We start from the raw sequence: 16824 nt of genomic DNA on the forward strand, positions 1-16824 counted from the left end.
CAATGTGGGGTCTTCTTCAGTCACAGATAGCAGTTCTATTAAAGAGCTTTGTAGATAACTTTGTTGCCTGCTAATTGTTCCTTAACAACTAGATTTTCTTCTAGAAGTTTTTTAAGTGCGCCAGTTGCCCAAGAAGCCGCTTTCGCTTCTTCTTGACCAGCAGCTAGGCCGATACCTTTAGGGTTGATGCCATCAGTATTGCTAACAACAATATCTAGCACTTGTTGCTGCTTAGGAGTTAGAGCAACGTCAGATTGCTTAACAGCAACGACTTTCTCCGCTGCTGGTGCTACAGCGACTTTCTTCTCAACTACAGGCTTAGCTTTTTTAGTTGCTTGAACGTTAGCAACTACCGCTTTAATGTGCTTTTGCAGTTTCAGCTGCACTTTGCGTTTATGAGCAAGTCTCATCGAGTGTTTCTCCATTTCACTGCATACCGAGCAGTGGTGAAAATTTGAAGCGCGTTTTATACCAAAAAAATGCGCCTAATGACAGGAAATCGACGATTTTCTACGACAAAAACGTGTGGCAGATTGGTAGAAGTCTATAAATTAGTCGATATTTAAACTGATCCATTTTTGCCTAACGCGCGAATTAAGAGGTATTGATACCGTTTTAACCAAAGGAAGTGGATGAAAACATTGCACTTATACAACCACCCACTGAGAAACATCTCACTTAAACAATTGTGGGTCGTCACGCCAGTCGCATTGATACTGTTTGCCATCGTTTGGTTTGCGCAAAGCTGGCAACAATTGATCGTCGGCATTTTAATGCTAATTGCTGCTTACTATGCTCTCAAGCTATTGATAAAACAATCAACCGTTGGTTACACCCTCACCTCTACGCATTTTCAGCAGCATTTTGCAAAAGGCGGTTGGGTAGTCAGTTGGTCAAACATCAGCAAGATAGGTCTTTGCCAACATCACCACGATGGTTGGTATCAACCACTCCCTTGGATAGGCATCAAACTGAAAGATTACGAACCCTATCTTGACAGCATCTGCCCCCGCATTTCTACCGAGTTAATGCTTGGTCAGCGCGCCCTACTCTATCTCGGTCTAAAGCAAAGTAGTCAGCAAAATCAGTTTGAAGATGTTGTTTTGGACTCACGTCCCTTCATAACTGCCAACGGAACGCAGTATGATGGTCTAAAAGCGATGCTCGCCAATCGTATGCGCTATCAACGAGAGTTTTATGATTACGATGTGTTTATCTCAACTAACGACTTGGACCGTTCAGGAGAGGAATTTGTTGGTTTGATGAGGCGCTACCTTGCCGCGGCAAAACCACTTAACAGAAATAAAAAAGGTCGCAATAGCGACCTTTGGCAAGATTTTCAGTAACCGCTATCAGTACAACGGCATTTCATCAGCAACAAACGGGTTAGAAGCACGCTCACGACCAAATGTCGACTCAGGACCATGCCCTGGAACAAAACGAACATCATTACCTAGTGGCCATAGCTTAGTCTTAATCGACGTGATCAAAGTATTAAAGTCACCTTTCGGGAAATCTGTACGACCGATACTACCGTTAAACAATACATCACCGACAAACGCCAACTGCGCTTCTTCGCTAAACAGTACAACGTGACCAGGAGTATGGCCAGGTGTATGCAGTACCTGCATTGTTTGATTACCAAACGTAATCTTATCGCCATCATTTAACCATTGATCCGGTTCAAACGCTTGAGTTAACGGGAACCCAAACATTTGACTCTGACCTTCTAAGCCTTGTAGCCAGAAATTATCTTCTTTATGTGGGCCAATAATTGGCTTACCACCTAATAAGTCAGCTAGAGGTTCTGTCCCACCAACATGGTCCAAGTGGCCATGAGTAAGAACCAAGTTCTCTACTTCAACACCAAGCTCTTTGATCAATACTGCCAGTTGCTTCTCGTCACCACCAGGATCGATCACGATGCCTTTCATGGTTTCATCGCACCATACAATTGAACAGTTCTGAGAGAATGAGGTGACAGGGACAACCTGATACTTCAAAGACATAAAATTACCTTAAAATTACGAATCTGGCAGAACTATGACACGATCATTGAGTAAGCTCAAGCAAGTTCACTACCCTCATCTGCTCACCGATAGATGAAAAAAAGGAACAGCCTAATTTGCTGTTCCTTCTCAATAAATCACGAACGCTTATGACCAGTAACGCACAGGTCCGGTATCAATGTGAACGAAATTACTATTCGGATAATAACCAACACCACCCGCTTTGATTTCACGAGCAACATCTCGCACACGGCGCAGATTAACGCCATCAAGGCGGAAATCAATCGCTTGCCCCGTCATATGGTAACTTTTCTTCGCCACACCACTTGAATGTGCGCGCAGCGCTTTGTTGGTTGCTGGTGAACGATAGCCCGAGATGATCTGAACTTCAGCTTCCACGCCTAACTCAGATTGGATAAGTGAAATCTGATCGAACAGCTTCTTATCCATTTTATGGATTTCATTGCGTCTGAAATCGCGGCAAATCTTATCGATACGGACCATTTCTTTAGAAACATAGCTCTTACCATCAAAGTAACATGTTTCTAAGTTTTCCCCTGTATGCACATTGTTCAGTGCCAAAGAACGTGAAAGATCTGGGTATGACGCAAGTGCAATACTCGGTGCGCAACTCGCTACCACTAGACCACTTCCTGCCAACTTAATAAAATTTCTACGTGTAACCTGCACTGTTTTATACCTTCATAACAACTTGTGGATTTTGTGCTGGAACGGACAGTACCGAACTCTGTTATGAAGTGCAAACGTATAAAATATGTCTGAAATGGGCAAAACACCCAAACTTAATGATTAATTACTGAACTAATTGAGAAAAATTTTATAAATCATCAATTGCAAGATTTTGTAAATTTTTAGTCAATGTGACACAAACCACGCCGCGGCTGCGTGATGTGCCATTTACGGATAAAAAATAAACGCATTAGTCTCTGTATTCGACGGATATGAATAACGACAAAGAGTGGCTAATCTAAACTATAGATATCATCACGATAGTGTACTACACCACCTTCACCCCAAGCGGTCTGATAAATTATATGCACGGGAATACGCTGACGTAGCGGGATTGACTTATTAGAGCGCGTGTTATTCTGCTGAATCTCTTCCAAACTTAATCCCTGATTTTCCAATAGCAGAGAGGCAAATTGATCAGCATCTTTCACGCGCACACAACCCGAGCTGAATGCGCGCATCGGTTTGTCGAACAAATGTTTACTTGGCGTATCGTGCAAAAAGATAGCGCGATCATTGGGCGTATTAAATTTATAGAGACCTAACGCGTTATTTTCACCCGACATCTGTCTCATTCGATAAGGAAAAGCTTTCGGATGAGTTCGGTACCAATCAATCATCATGGGATCAATAATGTTACTTGAAGTCCAACTTTGGATGATCTTGATATTCTTTTTGGATAGATAACGCGGATCTTCTTTTACTGCAGGGATAATATCCTCAACCATGATCTTCCATGGTACATTCCATGTCGGGTTGAGAATCACCGAATCCAGGTTAGTCGTCATTACAGGCGTCGGTCTTTTCTGTCTTCCAACAATCACTTGCGATTGAAAAATAGATTCTCCGCCAAACCAATATTCCATCTCATACCCTGGCACATTGACCAAAATAATGGTGTTGCGTTGCTCAGGCCAAATACGGCTGCGCTCAGCATTAATCGCAATCATTTTTAAACGAGCATTGCTGCTCTTGTTCAACCAACGAATGGTATTAGGACCAATCACCCCGTCGACTTTAAGCCCGTGTATAGCTTGAAATTGTTTTACCGCTATCTCCAGAGGCTCATCAAAATAACTCAGCTCGCTCGCCACTTGGCTCAAGTCGATGTCGACCTGCTGCAAGCGTTCAATCAATGTCGCGCGATTTTCCAATAAGTCGCCAACACGCTTGAGTTTGCTCTCTTGGATGTAAAGAGCAACCACCTCATCACGTCGGTTCAACAGACGTAAATAGGTATCGATCAATGCTTGATAACTCTCAGTATCGGGCGTGTACGCATCAATCAAAGCGTCAATTTGCTGCGACTGAATGGATGCGTACAAATCTGCCAGTGCATTTTCGCTTGGCAATGGAAGTGATTGCACCGCTTTGTTATCAAAAAACCACTCTTTTCCAAACTGTTTAGCAAGCTCGGCATAACTCATATAAGCGAGTAACGTATCAGTTGCGAGTAAATCATATTGATACCATTGGTTGCTTTTCCGATAGAATCGAAGCTGATCTAGCTGCTTTGAAATCATTGGGCTAACACCGGCTTGATCGATCAACTCTAATTGAAACTCCAGTCGGCTACTTTGTTGGAGATCGAACCAAATGATCTGTTCACCGTTAGTGCGGTAAATATCTTCGAGTTGCTGCGGGTACTGATACTGGGTATCACTGCCAGGTGATACCCAGCCAATCTGTTCAAAATAGCTTTGCGCATATGCCGCTAATGGCATTGAAAAGAAAACTACCAAAATGAGCTTGAGTCTATACATTATTCCATACGCTTTTTCATACCATTGAAATAAGTATGGCAGAGAATCGTCATTTAACCTTTTTTGTTTAAATTTCTATTAATCAATAGTTTAGTTGATTAATTAATCGTTAACTTATCATACTCCAATGGTTATCCCATTGAATAGATGAAAAAACGGAAGACTTGTCTCGGGGATGAGACTGAGCGATAACAGCCCCAGATCCGGAGCTAATTAGGAACCGTCCATCCTTGGCAACAACTCCAGAAGCATCAGGCAAAGATGACAACTCAACTAACTGTCTAGACTCTTTAGACCATATCCCATAACAATTCCCTCGTGGAGAGGTTGCTATGATCCATTTGTCTGAAGCAGCAATACTGGCAATGTAATGTCTAAATCTCGCCCACTGCTCAGGCTCAGCTTGAAGTAGCTTTATCTCACCACCAGCAGTATGCATGGCGAGTAAAGCCGGATACTCATCTGGCTCCCCTCGATACTGCTGCCCACATAACACGGTTTTGTCACCATCATGCGCCAAATGGCGAATACTCAAATGATGGTCGGGCAACAAGCGTTGTTCTAGTAATATTCCGCTCTGGGATAGATAACTCAAACTTGGTTGCATCGAGTCAAGATTCTTAGGGGTGCGCCCATCGGTATGCACGCCACCAACACCTATCACTAAAGTGTCATCCGGCATAATGATCACTTCGTGAGGACCGAGACCAAAACCAGTTAACTCATCAATTTTTTGATAATTTTTGTCTACCGCGTAAACGCCAATGATTCCACGACTGCTTGCTCGTTCACCCTCGGTGGCAAACAGCAATTTACCATCATTAGAATAAACACCGTGCCCATAGAAGTGACGGTTGTCCGCGGCGGTATTTACGCGAACAATGTCTCCGCTCACATAATCGAACACCATCAAATAACTACCCGGTCTGCGGGCAAATGCCACCGCGTGCTGACGTTGCTTATTGATAGCGATACCGTGCCCTCGCCCAGGTAATGGCAAGCGAGATAAAGGCATGCCTTGATGATCAGCAACCACCACACTGTAACGTTCTCGACCTTCTAATGCACATCCAATCAGACTCGGATGGGAGTCTGTCTTTCCTTCACTTGCTAGTACAGTCATTGGTGCCGCAGCGCCAAATAACGCTGCCTTAAGCAGCGTTCTACGTGTTATATCAGTCACCATCGGTTGCGTTAAACCCTATTACTACACCAAGTTCTATCGCGACTTCTTCATGAATCAGATAATTCAGCCTTTCCAGTTTGTTATATTGACTTAGTACCGTCTGATATCCTGATTTTGTTTGCAGCAAGTCGAACAAACTGGTCTGCGTCGGCCATGTTTCAAGCGTTAAATCGAACTGTTGTACAATACGATCTGCGAGCTGAGACTTGCCTAATTTTCGCAAGTAAGCATCCAAACCTTGACCGTTGGCTAAATAAAGCCGTTTTAGCGCTAACACGTTATGCTCGAGATTTTGCATTGACGTTTCAGAGCGCCAAGACTCAGCAAAATAAGGGCGAGGTTTACCCACTTTAGCTAACGGACGACTGAGTTTTTTCATCGTATAATCAAGCTGATTAGATAACAGAGCGATATATTCAGAATCCCAGTTTTTTTGTGTCATAACGACCCAGGGGTTATCCTGCCATGCTTGAGCGATAGTTGCGGCATTATTGACTAAATTACGACTGATCGCTTTACCAAGAGCACAAGTATTATTGCTGCTAGTAAAATTAGATGCGTCATCGTAAAGCAACCACTCAATTGCACCTACCCCTTGCACTGTCACACTTTGCTGGGAAATTTCCTCACTACGCCAATCTGCTTTGTCTTGCTTAAGTAGTGCCGACATTTTACGCCCGGTCGTATTCTTTTTGTCCGGCCAGAATTGAATATTCCAACTCTGTTCAAGCGCCGTCTGAGGACCACGTTCTTGACCTTGTAATGCCATCCAAGCCGTCATAGTCTGTTGCCACTTAGATTGCACAACATTGATTCCCTCGCCTGAACGACAAAAGTCGCCGACGGCTCGCTCGAGCTCTTCTGCTTGCTGGCTAAAAGCCTTCGCCGCAGATACCTCAACCAGATAAACCCCTTGGCTAACATGCTGACTGGGTAGAGTCGCCACATCAGCAAACGCATGAACGGGTAGCACTAAGCTGGTGAATATCACTAAACTCAAAGGTGAATTATTTTTCATATATCACCTCTACAGGGAATTGAGAAACACGATGAGGGCATCACGCTCGCGTTGATTAAGCTTCAGCACCTGCTGTTTGGCATTCTCGGCTTCACCACCATGCCACAATACGGCTTCCATTAACGAACGCGCGCGGCCATCATGCAGGAAATAAGTATGACCATTGACTTCCTCGGTATAACCAAGCCCCCACAGAGGCGGCGTGCGCCATTCTTGTCCATTGGCTAAATATTCCGGACGATTATCGGCTAATCCTTCTCCCATATCGTGCAACAACATATCGGTATATGGGTGGATCAACTGCTCAGATAAAGCAGGCAATTCAGTACTTCGAGCGGTCTTAATATCGGTTTTATGACAACTTTGACAACCCAGTTGTTTAAACAGTACCTGTCCTTGCTTGACCTGCGGATCATTCACATTACGACGTATCGGCACCGCAAGATGCTGAGTATAAAACTCGACAAAATCTAAGATATTGTCGCTGACTTCTGGTTTGCCACCATTTGGCAAATCGCCACAAATGGTTTGATTACTGGTGCAGTTTTCATTTGGAAACAAGTTGCTGGTTAGACCCACATCGCCATTAAATGCGGCCGCATTTTGTTGCATCAAAGTGGGTTGCCCAGCTTTCCAACCAAAACGACCTAGAGCAAAATCTTGTTTTTGTACGTCCCACACTCGGTTAGCCTTACCTGAAATACCGTCTTTATTCGTGTCGGTTTCATCACTCCAAGCAAGAATCGTCTCATCGGGGATCAGCTCTAATAAGCCTAAACCAATCATCGGTGGAGCAATACGTGCTGACATCATGGTATCCGGATGCATCTCGCCATAGCCTAGGTCAGTAATCGTTAGATGAGGCTTACGCAGAGAAACTTGTGTGCCGTCAGCAAAAGTAACTGGCACTTCACTGTAGGTAATATTGATTTTTCCTTCAGGCTTTTGGTCTTGCAAAGCGAAATCTTGCAATTGACCACCATAGGTTGGTTCAGGAATCACACCATCTTTGATAAACGCTTTCTTCTGCTCAGCCGTCATAGCAGGAATACTTAAGCGAACTAACATCGAAACTGCATGAATATCACCTGACTCTGGCGGGTGACCACGACCGTCTTTGATATGGCAGTTTTGGCAACCATTGGTATTAAAAAGTGGTCCTAGACCATCGCGCGCATCCGTCGATGCTGGTGCCTGAACCCAAGGATTACGGAAAAAACTGTTACCGACGCTAAAATCAAGACGTTTACTCATTGGTAAATTACCGGCAGGTAGAGAAAACGCATTAGCGCCCTCTTTTTTTACCGCAGTGTTACCACCAGTTTTAACTTCATTGGCGAAGGCAGAAAAAGAATTAGATAGAAGTAATATTGCTGCTAGAGAAGAATTTAAATACCGCATCATTCCAGTGCTCTTTTTAGTGTCTTTAAGTCCAGCGAATTATTTTTGTATAGGACAAACTGAACTTGTTCAGAAGCAAGACAACAAAGGGCTCAAACGAGCCCTTCCATTATCTTGGTTATCAATCAAAAATAATGTTAGAACTCGTGGTCCGCTGTATCTGGATTCAAGCTATCAATACCAATTATGTTAGCTGCGCGCTCGATTGAAGCAGTTTGCGCCACTAGAGAAATGATCGTTTCATTGACTAATGCATTACCTTGAGTGTTACCCGCCGCTATTAATTGGTCAAAGTGCTGATTGTTTTTCTCAGCCGCTGTCACCAACTCACCCACTTGATCACGGGTAGTATCAAACTGCTTTTGGATCTCATCAGCTGCTTTTTGATCTTTATTTGCTACCAGTGCGTAGATCCCAGGTCCTTCAAGTTTGCTACCATCGACTTTATTATAAGTCCCGGTATAAACGTTGTAGATGCCTTGCTCATTGTAGTAATGCGAGTTGTGCGTATTATCAGAGAAGCAATCGTGCTCGTCTTCTGTTGAGTTCGCCTCAAGAGCAACCTTCATACGCTCACCGGCCAGTTCACCCAATGAAAGTGAACCCATACCAAATAGCATCTTACGCAGACCGTTATCTGCTGAGTCTTTTAGCAACTCCGCACGATAGTTATCTTTCTCGCTCGCTGACCACTGCTTTTCCATCCACTCAAGATCTTGAACTAAAAGATCCGCTGCTGCTCGCAGGTATTCGCCTCGACGATCACAGTTACCATTCGTACACTCTTTACCCACGACAAAATCGGTGTAAGCACGCTCACCTGCACCAGCATTGGTGCCATTTAGATCTTGTCCCCAAAGTAAAAATTCGATTGCATGGTAACCAGAAGCGACGTTTGCCTCAGAACCGCCGACTTCATTGAGTTCTGCAATTAATTCAGGCGTAATTTTAGCGACATCTAATTTCGTCGCACCGATTGTTAATTGTTCGTTTGCTACGATATTGGCAACGGCACCTTCATTACCCAACTCGTACTGGTAGTCGGAAGAAACGTAATCAATGAGCCCCTCATCGAGTGGCCAAGCATTCAATTGCCCTTCCCAATCGTCGACAATTGCGTTACCAAAACGAAATACTTCTGATTGCTGATATGGCACTCGTGATTCAAGCCAAGCTTGCTTAACTTGTTCAAATTTAGCCGCAGAAGGCGCAGCTAGGAATGATTCGATTGATTGATCGAGTGATTTAGCGGTAGAAAGTGAGTCAGAAAAAACTGTGTGGGCCAAATCTGCATAATGTTCAACAACCTGTTGCTTGGTTACGTCTGCAGCGAAAGCTGAAGTACCAACAACCAAGAAAGCGGCCGCAACTGAGCGCGCCAAAACTGTTTTTGCCTTCATTATTATGTCCTTGTTGAGCTTGAAGAACGTTACGTAATGTAACTACAAATTATTATCATTTATCTTTCGAGATGGGAATAATACTTGGTTACATTTATTTTTCAAGGCAAAAACAAAAAAACCTCACAATAGTGAGGTTTTAATCAAATCATTTTACAACTCAAGAATCTACAGTTTCAGCAAATGCTTACCATGGGAAACTTTCGCTTTAAGGTAGCTCTCGTTACCATCTTTAATGTGAGCTAATGTATTCACTACTTCTTCAATTTCGATGCCGTGCTCTTGAAGTTCACGCACTTTCTTAGGGTTGTTGGTCACCAAACGAATTTTGTCAACGCCCAACGCCAACAGCATCTGCGCCGCCTCGGTGAAATCTCGCAAATCATCACCAAATCCCAAGTGGTTATTCGCTTCGTAGGTATTCATGCCTTGGCTTTGTAATCGGTAAGCGTCAATTTTGTTATACAAACCAATCCCACGTCCTTCTTGACGAAGATAGAGAATAATGCCGCCCGCTTCACCCATGCGTTCGATAGTTTCGTCTAACTGCTCACCGCAGTCACAACGAGATGAATGAAAAACATCACCAGTCAAGCATTCCGAGTGCATCCTGACCAAAGGCACTTGCTGAGATTGGTCTGCTTGCTTGAAAACAACTGCGACATGTTCTTTATCAGTCTTCAACCCATTAAATGAAAGGATTTCAGCGTTAATTTTACTTCCTACACCGACTTTAAAGTCTACTCTGGCACGTACTTCCGCCATATCAATACTCACTCGAAATTCTGTATTTTCTAATTGTGTGATCGCATTCATTCCAAACGCCTCTATGGGTAACTATGAGGACTGTTACCGAAGAATTCAATGTTTAGATCACATTTGTTATAATATAACAAAATGAAGATGTGAAATGCTAGTTAAAATTTATCGATAATTTCACAGCATAACGCTTGATAATACAAAGCTTTAGCTAATGGGTTAACCACGAAACATAAAAAAGCCCCAACTTAACCAGTAAGTTGGGGCTGAATGTTTTTTCTTAGATTCGAGTTAACAAGAAACTTGATTGCGCTGCCATACAGATAGCTCAACCCAAACATGCTCTAGCTCTTTAAGCTCTTCATCAGTAAGAAGATTTAAGGTCGGCTGGCTATGAGGCAATGTATTTGCTTGCAACGAGCTGATGTTTTTATAGAAGTCCTTTTTCAGTTGTATTAGCAATGTTTCCACAGCAGCACTTCCCTATAAAATCTAAGAATTAATCCGATAGTTTATGATTGACTCAATCAATAATGTGAGTTTTATGATAACAAAATAGTCGATCTGCGCATATTTTATATTCAATACTGCGATCAAAATCACAACTTATAATATTGATTTATCATGACAAATAAGATCCGTTTTGGATCTTATAGGTATAAAAAAGGGCGAAATGATCAACATCACCCGCCCTAATTAAAAAGTTAAGATCTTTACTATTTAGAAGATCTTTTAGTCTCGTTTGCCCAATTTTACTTGACCATTGTCAGCAAACCACAATGCTTCGCTGCGGCGACGGGCAATCAAAATAGGACCATCATCATAGAACAAAAAGTTCTTCCAATACTTCTTGAATACTGACCACTTGGTTTCGATGACATTGTATTTTTCATAACAAAAATAAACCGTTACATCATCTTGCCAATCGACGTGAGCTAATACTTCTTGCGGTAACTCTTGGTCATCCGACTCCCACGCCGCCATCCAGTCTACGCTTTCTGACCAATTATCTTGTTTCATTGGCCAGTCACTGGAACTCAATCGTTCAGCATCAGGGCTCTGCGCACTAATATTATCTTTCCATAACTGTGCAGAACGAGCTTGATCCATTGGTTTGATCGCCTCTAGATCTTGCTCTGGTACCGGCATTGATTGATGGGTAAAAATCCATTTTCTTTGGTACTGATCCAAAGGTAAATAAGACATTGCGTTCCTCAATTAAGATTTCAACCAGCCTCTTTGGCTAGCTTCTTCAATAAGTTGTTTAGCTTTATCCCACAATGTGCTCGAACCATCTTCAATACGTTGATTAATCGTCAGAACTTGCTGAGTAGTCACATTGTTTTCTATCCAGCTTTGACCATTATTGTGATAGTTCAGTAGCATCGGGATCATGCGATCAAGCGCTTTGGCATATTTCGCTTCTGCACTTTGAGCAGCTTCAAATTCAAGCCAGATAGCTTTAAGATCGTCCGCTTGATCGCTTGGCAGAAGAGCAAACAAACGCTCTGCTGCCGCCAACTCTTTTTCAGCTTGTTGCTGATGAGCGGCAGTATCATAGACAAAGGTGTCGCCCGCATCAATCTCAACAATATCATGCAGCAACAACATTTTAAGCACTTTGGTTAGATCAACCGGTTCGTTCGCATGTTCTTGCAACAATATGGCCATTAACGCAACGTGCCAACTGTGCTCCGCACTATTCTCGAACCGCCCCTCAGCACTCTTAACTCGCGTGCGTCGTAGCACCGACTTCAGCTTATCAAGCTCAATCAGTAGCGATAACTGCTGTTCTAATCGCTGTTTCATTGTTGTTTCTCTGCCCATTTAGGGTTCGTTAGCGCTGTCAGTACATGATCGCGCCAAGCACCATCGATCAACAAATAATCTTTGGCATACCCCTCTCGCTCAAAACCCACTCGGCTCAACACCGCTTCGCTGCGCTGATTATGTGGCATATAGCTGGCCATTACGCGGTGCATTTGTTGATGCTCGAACATGTAGTCGACCGCCAACTTCAACGCCTTAGTCATCACCCCTTTGCCCTGAGCCAATTGTCCTAGCGAATAACCAACATTGCAGGCATGAAATGGAAAACGAGTAATGTTACTAAACGAAATCGTTCCCAACATTTCACCGCTTGGTTTATCGATAATAAGCAAGTAATAGCCAAGACCGAGCTTGTGTAACTCGTTCAGCTTAATCAGTTTCTGCGTCCAGCCGGAGAGAGAGAAAAAGGTCTCCTCTCTTTTGGGTTCCCACGGTTTTAGATGATCACGATTGGCTTTAAAGTATTCGCTGATTAAATACCCATCGGTAGGCTCCGCAGTGCGGAGCACAATATCACCGTCTACCTCGTAAACTTGTTGAGGTGTACTCACACGCGTCATCAAATCTTACGAATTCCATATTCACGCAGCTTATTGGCCACCGAGGTATGAGACACATCAAGGCGTTTGGCTAACTTACGGCTTGATGGGAATGACTGGTACAAGCGCTCTAGAACTTTCGACTCGTACTCCTTCATGATTTCATCTAACGAACCATCAAGACTCAAGGTCGCACCGGCCGCTACTGCCGCTTCAATTTGTGGTAGGTGGAAGAGTTCGACGGTGAGTGTATCACTCTCAAGCTCTGTCAATGCACGTAACACCATATTCTCAAGCTGGCGCATATTACCCGGCCAATTGTATGAGTTGAGCTGATCAATTAAGTCTTCCGACATATTCGGACGCGGAATACCTAACTGTGTCACGTACTTAGCAATAAACATATCCAGCAACGGCTCGATATCTGTTGTGCGTTCACGCAGTGGTGGGATCTGAACGGTTAACACGTTGAGTCGATAGAACAAGTCTTCACGGAATGACCCTGATTCAGCCAGATCGGCAAGACGATGACGAGTCGAAGCAATCACACGCACATCAACCTGTACTTCGTGCTCTTCACCCACACGACGGAAACGACCATCTTGCAATAAGCGCAGCAGTTTGATCTGAAGATGCGGGCTCATTTCACCGATTTCATCAAGGAATACCGTACCGCCATTGGCTTGTTCGAATATACCCTTGTGAGCTTCTTTATGATTAAACATGCCCGGTCCGTGACCAAACAACTCGGTTTCCGCCACATCATCCGGCATTGAGGCACAGCTTAATACCAAAAATGGCTGTTCTGCACGATCAGAGCGATTATGACACGCGCGTGCTAGCATCTCTTTGCCAGTTCCCGTCTCACCTTGGATCAACAGTGGCTGGTCCATATTAGCGAGTTTTTTAGCCTGATTAATCAGTGCTTTATGACGATTTGAAATGCCAACAAAATGCTCAAAACCAAGGTTGTTTTGCATTGGTAGCATTTGCTTAAGCAGCGACTTATCTTGGGTTGCACGAATGATCATTACCGTACTTGCCAAGATAGACTCTTGTGTCTCGGTTTCAATATAGACAGGCATAATTTCCATTACGTAGTCTAAACCGTTGATCACAATGTTCTCACGCTGACGAGTGATCTTGCCTTCCGCCCATTTAGAGAAATTAAAACTTGGCAATAGATGGCTAATTTGTTGGGTAATGACCTGCTCTTCATCCAAGTTGAGTAGACTCAGAGCGGCTTGGTTGGCCATATCAACATTGCCGCGTAAATCTATCGCCAAAACTGGCTCTGGTAAGTTATTCAGTAGAGAGATCAGTTCCGTATTATGCCTTTCCATTGGCATGAACTGAATTTTGCGTACATCCTTTACGCCTGAAATTCGACGAATCTCTGCCATTAATTCACTGAAAGTCTCGAAATCAATATCTGGGCAATTGAGATAAATAATGCCCGAGATATCAATTTCGATACCGCGTAAATCGAGATTTCTCGAAGCTAAAATATTAAGCAACTCTCGAGTTAAGCCGAGTCGATCTTCACATAAAACTTCTAGACGCACAGAATAGTCCTAATAGGGTGTCAGGAAAAGTTGACAGTAGTTTCCTCTAACCCTATTTTTTCGTCAAGCGGTGCAACAATACGGGCGTCACATTCACGCTATTTTACTGTTAGCTCGGCTACTTTTAGCCCAATTTGCTTGCGAATCGCTGACAATTTCACCGCTCTTTCCGGATGCCACGGCATCGGACGCAACAAAGACATCGCTTTGATACCAAGGCGTGCGGTTAAAATACCAACACCAATACCCTGTCCTGCTCGCGCTGACACTTTGCCTGCTAGATCCATCGACATCAAATCCATACTCGCATCCACGGCAAGTTCACTTGCGCCAGCTGCCGCCATATTAATCAAGGTCGATTTAAACAGCTGCAAGCGAGACCAGTAACCCAGTTCAATGCCATAGATATCAGCGAGGTTGTCAATCATCTTAAAATTGCGCCAAGCCACCAGCAACATATCAGCAACAGCAAGCGGGCTTATTGCCACCAGTGCCGCTGACTCTGTTGCATGGCGAGTCACAATTTGAGTCGCCAATTTGTCCTGTTCAGACACCACGATCGCATCATACATATCCAAGACTTCAGCATCACTATGTGAAGCATTCAGACCATTTAGCCAGCGGTCATAACTCGGAGACTCTGGTTTCACGCCCCCATCAGCTGCCAATTTTTGACAAAATGCTTTACCTGCTCCGACGCTATCACTGTTAAGCAGCGCTTCACTCTGCTCTTGCACCGAAAAATGATTACGTAAACGACGCAGTTTCCATAGCTCCTTCCCAATCGCTCCAAGACCTAATGTGGCAATCGTCGAGACAAAACCGGCCCAGCCAAGCGCCAGCCAGTCTGCGGTCTGTACTGCCTGAATCACAGTATCGACAGCCTGCCAACCGACCAACAGCGAAAAGCTCGCCAATAGTCCACTTGCCAGCCATTTCCGACCTTTTTTTGGACGAATAATCTTATCTAACTGCTGCTCTTGTTCACTTTCCGCTTGAGCGTCAACTTTTGTAGGCACAAAATTATCAGTAGTGGCAAACTGCAAGTGAGCATTCAACTCAACCTCAGGATCTCGCTCTGCTTGCAGCGGTTCACTAAACACTTGCTTTGACTTAAATTCACTCATTTCAGTTTATCTCCCAAAAGATATTGCAGCGCTTTATCGATACGAATGTGTGGTAATGGTTCATCTTGATGACTTGGCATCGGCTTAAACGCGGTGAACTCAAAACCTTTATTGTGCCAATAATCAGCAGCAGGCAATTTCTTCGGCACCTCGCCCGGATACACAGTTAACGGTGCCCCGTCCATTGCGATGCCTTGCAAGGCAGGAATCGATTGATCGCCACTCGCGATAAAGCCGGTTTGAGTGGCTTGAATGGATGCCATCGACATACAGCTCATTTCAATATTTTCAAATGACGCGGTTTGCCATGCAGGATGCACCATTTGTTGTAGTAACGAGACCAAATTCGTGTGTTGGTCTGGTGTAATATGGTCCGCCTTGGTGGCAGCAAATAAAATCTTATCAATACGCGGCGCAAATAGGCGCTTAACGATATTGCTGCGACCATAGCGGAAGCTATGCATCAATTGCTCCAAAGCATTGCGCATGTCCATAAACGACTCATAACCTGCGTTTAATGGCTGCAAGCAATCCACCAATACAATCTGGCGATCAAACGTCGAGAAATGGTGCTTATAAAACGCTTTAACCACTTTGTTCTGGTATTCCTGATAGCGTGCTTTCAACATTGCTAAATTGCTGTCTCGTGCAATTTTCTGCTCGCTATCAAAACGAACCGGGAAAAACTGCAATACTGGTGCACCTTCAAGCTCGCCAGGTAAAACAAATCGCCCCGGTTGCACCCAGTGTAACCCTTGCTCTTTACAAGCGTGCAGGTAATCAGTGTAGGTTTTTGCCACCGACTGAAGCATCACCTCATCGATGTCGGCGCTTAAATCAACCTTTTCTAACGCTTCGAGCCATGGCTTAGCCAGCTCCAGTCGTTTACCTGATAGTGCAGCAAACTGGCTTTGTGACCACTCAGCGAAGTCCATATCAAGCAAAGGTAAGTCAAGCAGCCACTCCCCCGGATAATCGATAATATCGAGGTGAAGCGTCGAAGTTCCACCCAATAATTTCTTGGTTTTCTTGGTCGGTTTGTACTTAATTGCCAACCGAATTTCACTCACATCACGAGTCGGCTCTGGCCAGTTTGGTTCTGCACCATGCAGTTGAGTCATCGCCTCATCATAAGCAAATCGCGGCACCATCATATTGCTTTGCGGTTCACGCTTAGCACCTATAACACGCTTATCACGGGTCACATGCAACAGGGGCAATTGATTGTGAGTCGAGGTATGAAGCAGTTGATTAACCAGTGAGGTGATAAATGCCGTTTTGCCTGCTCTGGATAAACCGGTCACGGCCACACGCACATGAGAGTCCATACTGCGGTGCAAAAAATCATTCACTTCTTGTTTAATACTCTTCATTGAATCTCTCTTTTTCTCTTAACTACCGCTACAGTACCAAGAACAATATTAATGCGGGATGAACAAAAAACCTCTGACAAATATCAGAGGTTTAAGTATTAGTT

The 16824-nt window shown here is 44.0% G+C and carries 17 protein-coding genes; 1 reads left to right on the forward strand and 16 read right to left on the reverse strand.

Annotated features, from left to right (window positions below; all coding sequences use genetic code 11):
- Positions 1–38 precede the first annotated feature (38 nt).
- The gene (locus GZN30_RS06710; protein ID WP_075649118.1) at positions 39–410 is read right to left on the reverse strand and encodes a MarR family transcriptional regulator; all 372 of its coding nucleotides are present in this window, start codon (positions 408–410) and stop codon (positions 39–41) included.
- A 222-nt stretch (positions 411–632) separates the two neighbouring features.
- Between GZN30_RS06710 and GZN30_RS06715 the strand changes: the two genes are divergently transcribed.
- Positions 633–1346: a DUF2982 domain-containing protein gene (locus GZN30_RS06715; protein WP_075649119.1), complete on the forward strand. Its 714-nt coding sequence runs from the start codon at positions 633–635 to the stop codon at positions 1344–1346.
- A gap of 6 nt (positions 1347–1352) precedes the next feature.
- On the opposite strand, the gene GZN30_RS06720 is transcribed toward GZN30_RS06715, so the two are convergent.
- From GZN30_RS06720 to GZN30_RS06790, 15 genes are all read right to left on the reverse strand, one after another.
- The gene (locus GZN30_RS06720) at positions 1353–2009 is read right to left on the reverse strand and encodes an MBL fold metallo-hydrolase (protein WP_075649120.1); all 657 of its coding nucleotides are present in this window, start codon (positions 2007–2009) and stop codon (positions 1353–1355) included.
- Positions 2010–2156: 147 nt separating this feature from the next.
- A complete protein-coding gene (locus GZN30_RS06725) occupies positions 2157–2699 on the reverse strand; it encodes a YcbK family protein (protein ID WP_075649121.1) in 543 nt (180 codons plus the stop codon).
- Positions 2700–2992: 293 nt separating this feature from the next.
- Positions 2993–4522, reverse strand: coding sequence for a L,D-transpeptidase family protein (locus GZN30_RS06730; RefSeq protein WP_075647635.1), 1530 nt, complete (start codon positions 4520–4522; stop codon positions 2993–2995).
- Positions 4523–4631: 109 nt separating this feature from the next.
- Positions 4632–5708 (reverse strand): DUF1513 domain-containing protein, encoded by a 1077-nt coding sequence (locus GZN30_RS06735; RefSeq protein ID WP_075647636.1) that lies wholly within the window; start codon positions 5706–5708, stop codon positions 4632–4634.
- Positions 5698–6726, reverse strand: a complete 1029-nt coding sequence (locus GZN30_RS06740) for an imelysin family protein (protein WP_075647637.1) — start codon at positions 6724–6726, stop codon at positions 5698–5700. Before GZN30_RS06740 ends, GZN30_RS06735 begins: the two co-directional genes overlap by 11 nt.
- A 9-nt stretch (positions 6727–6735) precedes the next feature.
- On the reverse strand, positions 6736–8130 hold the full coding sequence (locus tag GZN30_RS06745; protein WP_075647638.1) for a di-heme oxidoreductase family protein: 1395 nt from the start codon (positions 8128–8130) through the stop codon (positions 6736–6738).
- 134 nt (positions 8131–8264) lie between these two features.
- A complete protein-coding gene (locus GZN30_RS06750) occupies positions 8265–9527 on the reverse strand; it encodes an imelysin family protein (protein ID WP_075647639.1) in 1263 nt (420 codons plus the stop codon).
- 168 nt (positions 9528–9695) lie between these two features.
- The gene (locus GZN30_RS06755; protein ID WP_171972046.1) at positions 9696–10343 is read right to left on the reverse strand and encodes a GTP cyclohydrolase II; all 648 of its coding nucleotides are present in this window, start codon (positions 10341–10343) and stop codon (positions 9696–9698) included.
- A 234-nt stretch (positions 10344–10577) separates the two neighbouring features.
- Positions 10578–10757 (reverse strand): hypothetical protein, encoded by a 180-nt coding sequence (locus tag GZN30_RS06760; protein ID WP_075647640.1) that lies wholly within the window; start codon positions 10755–10757, stop codon positions 10578–10580.
- Positions 10758–11018: 261 nt separating this feature from the next.
- A complete protein-coding gene (locus GZN30_RS06765; protein WP_075649069.1) occupies positions 11019–11492 on the reverse strand; it encodes a DUF2947 domain-containing protein in 474 nt (157 codons plus the stop codon).
- A 12-nt stretch (positions 11493–11504) separates the two neighbouring features.
- Positions 11505–12095 carry an HD domain-containing protein gene (locus GZN30_RS06770; protein ID WP_075649068.1) on the reverse strand — a complete coding sequence of 197 codons (591 nt, stop codon included), beginning with the start codon at positions 12093–12095 and terminating at the stop codon, positions 11505–11507.
- Positions 12092–12676: a ribosomal protein S5-alanine N-acetyltransferase gene (gene rimJ, locus GZN30_RS06775; RefSeq protein WP_075649067.1), complete on the reverse strand. Its 585-nt coding sequence runs from the start codon at positions 12674–12676 to the stop codon at positions 12092–12094. The genes GZN30_RS06770 and rimJ overlap by 4 nt, the downstream gene beginning before the upstream one ends.
- Positions 12676–14220: a transcriptional regulator TyrR gene (gene tyrR / locus GZN30_RS06780; RefSeq protein ID WP_075649066.1), complete on the reverse strand. Its 1545-nt coding sequence runs from the start codon at positions 14218–14220 to the stop codon at positions 12676–12678. Before tyrR ends, rimJ begins: the two co-directional genes overlap by 1 nt.
- Before the next feature lie 98 nt (positions 14221–14318).
- A complete protein-coding gene (locus GZN30_RS06785) occupies positions 14319–15347 on the reverse strand; it encodes a YcjF family protein (protein WP_075649065.1) in 1029 nt (342 codons plus the stop codon).
- Entirely contained in the window at positions 15344–16720 is a 1377-nt protein-coding gene (locus GZN30_RS06790) for a YcjX family GTP-binding protein (RefSeq protein WP_075649064.1), read from the reverse strand. Before GZN30_RS06790 ends, GZN30_RS06785 begins: the two co-directional genes overlap by 4 nt.
- Between the last annotated feature and the right edge of the window lie 104 nt (positions 16721–16824).

Source organism: Vibrio ponticus, from assembly GCF_009938225.1.
Taxonomy (GTDB): Bacteria; Pseudomonadota; Gammaproteobacteria; order Enterobacterales; family Vibrionaceae; genus Vibrio; species Vibrio ponticus.